The organism is Rubrimonas cliftonensis, from assembly GCF_900107585.1.
Classification (GTDB): Bacteria; Pseudomonadota; Alphaproteobacteria; order Rhodobacterales; family Rhodobacteraceae; genus Rubrimonas; species Rubrimonas cliftonensis.
In genome coordinates, this window is record NZ_FNQM01000098.1 from 1 (window position 1) to 1,033 (window position 1,033).

General features: G+C 65.4%; 1 protein-coding gene and 1 pseudogene. One reads left to right on the top strand and one right to left on the bottom strand.

Annotated elements, in window-relative coordinates:
- The coding region (locus BLW43_RS22770) for an alpha/beta hydrolase (protein WP_139284214.1) at positions 1–614 on the top strand (614 nt) is incomplete at its 5' end.
- Positions 615–812: 198 nt separating this feature from the next.
- Here the strand turns inward: BLW43_RS22770 and BLW43_RS22775 are convergent.
- Positions 813–1,033: pseudogene (locus BLW43_RS22775) on the bottom strand (hypothetical protein); the annotation flags it as partial.

Consider the following 1,033-nt stretch of genomic DNA (forward strand, 5'->3'; position numbering starts at 1 on the left):
GCCTCACCGCAAAAGACTTCAAAGTCACGGTCGTGCAGATGCCGCTGACATCCACCGAGGACGACATCGCGGCAGTTCAGCGGATTGTTGACGTTCAGGATGGCCCGATGCTGCTGGTCGGCCACTCCTACGGCGGCGTGATCATCAGCGAACTGGGCGTGGACCCCGACGTCCGCGGCCTTGTCTACGTCGCGGCCTTCCAGCCAGACGTGGGAGAGAGCGGCGGAGCCCTGTTGGCCTCGACACCGACCGAGTTCACGTCCGACAAGCTGACGGTCTTCGCAGACGGTCACTACCTGATTCATGAAGACGCCTTCATTTCGGTTGTGGGCAACGGTCTGTCCGATGAAGACGCCATCTACGTGGCGAGGTCCCAGGCAGCCTCGAACTCGGCTATCCTCGACTACAGGGTGCAATCGGCGGCGTGGAGCGAAAAGCCGAGCTGGTCGGTCATCGCGACCCTCGACCGAACCATCGCGCCCGACCTGCAGCGCCGGATGTCGCTCCGGGCCGGTTCGGCGGTTACTGACATCGAGAATGGTCACATGCTGCCAATGACGAACCCCGATGAGGTGGCCGCCGTAATCCAACAGGCCGCCGAAGCGGTGAAATGACCGCAACCGCCGCGTGGTTTCGATAGACCGGTCTGCGCGCCGGGTCTCGTGTCGGGTGAGCGGCGCTTCCCGGTGGCGGAGGCGGTGATCTCACCGCGCAAGCGGCGCGCGCCTTCGATGCGCCGCCACATGGCGTCTTTGACCCCGCGCCTCGCAGCGCGGGATCCAGACCTTCGCGCCCCGCGGGGCGCCGACATGTCATCGCCCAGCGGTCAGCGCGGCGTGGCTGTGGATGAGGTTTCGATAGTCGGGAATGTGCGCGGAGAAAAGCGCGCCCAGCCCCTCTACATCGTTGCGCCAATCGCGATGCAGTTCGCAGGCGGCGCCGAACCACGTCATCAGCTGGACGCCGGCCGACTGCATGCGGCCCCAGGCCGAATGGCGCGTCATCTCGTTGAAGGTGCCCGAGGCGTCCGTGA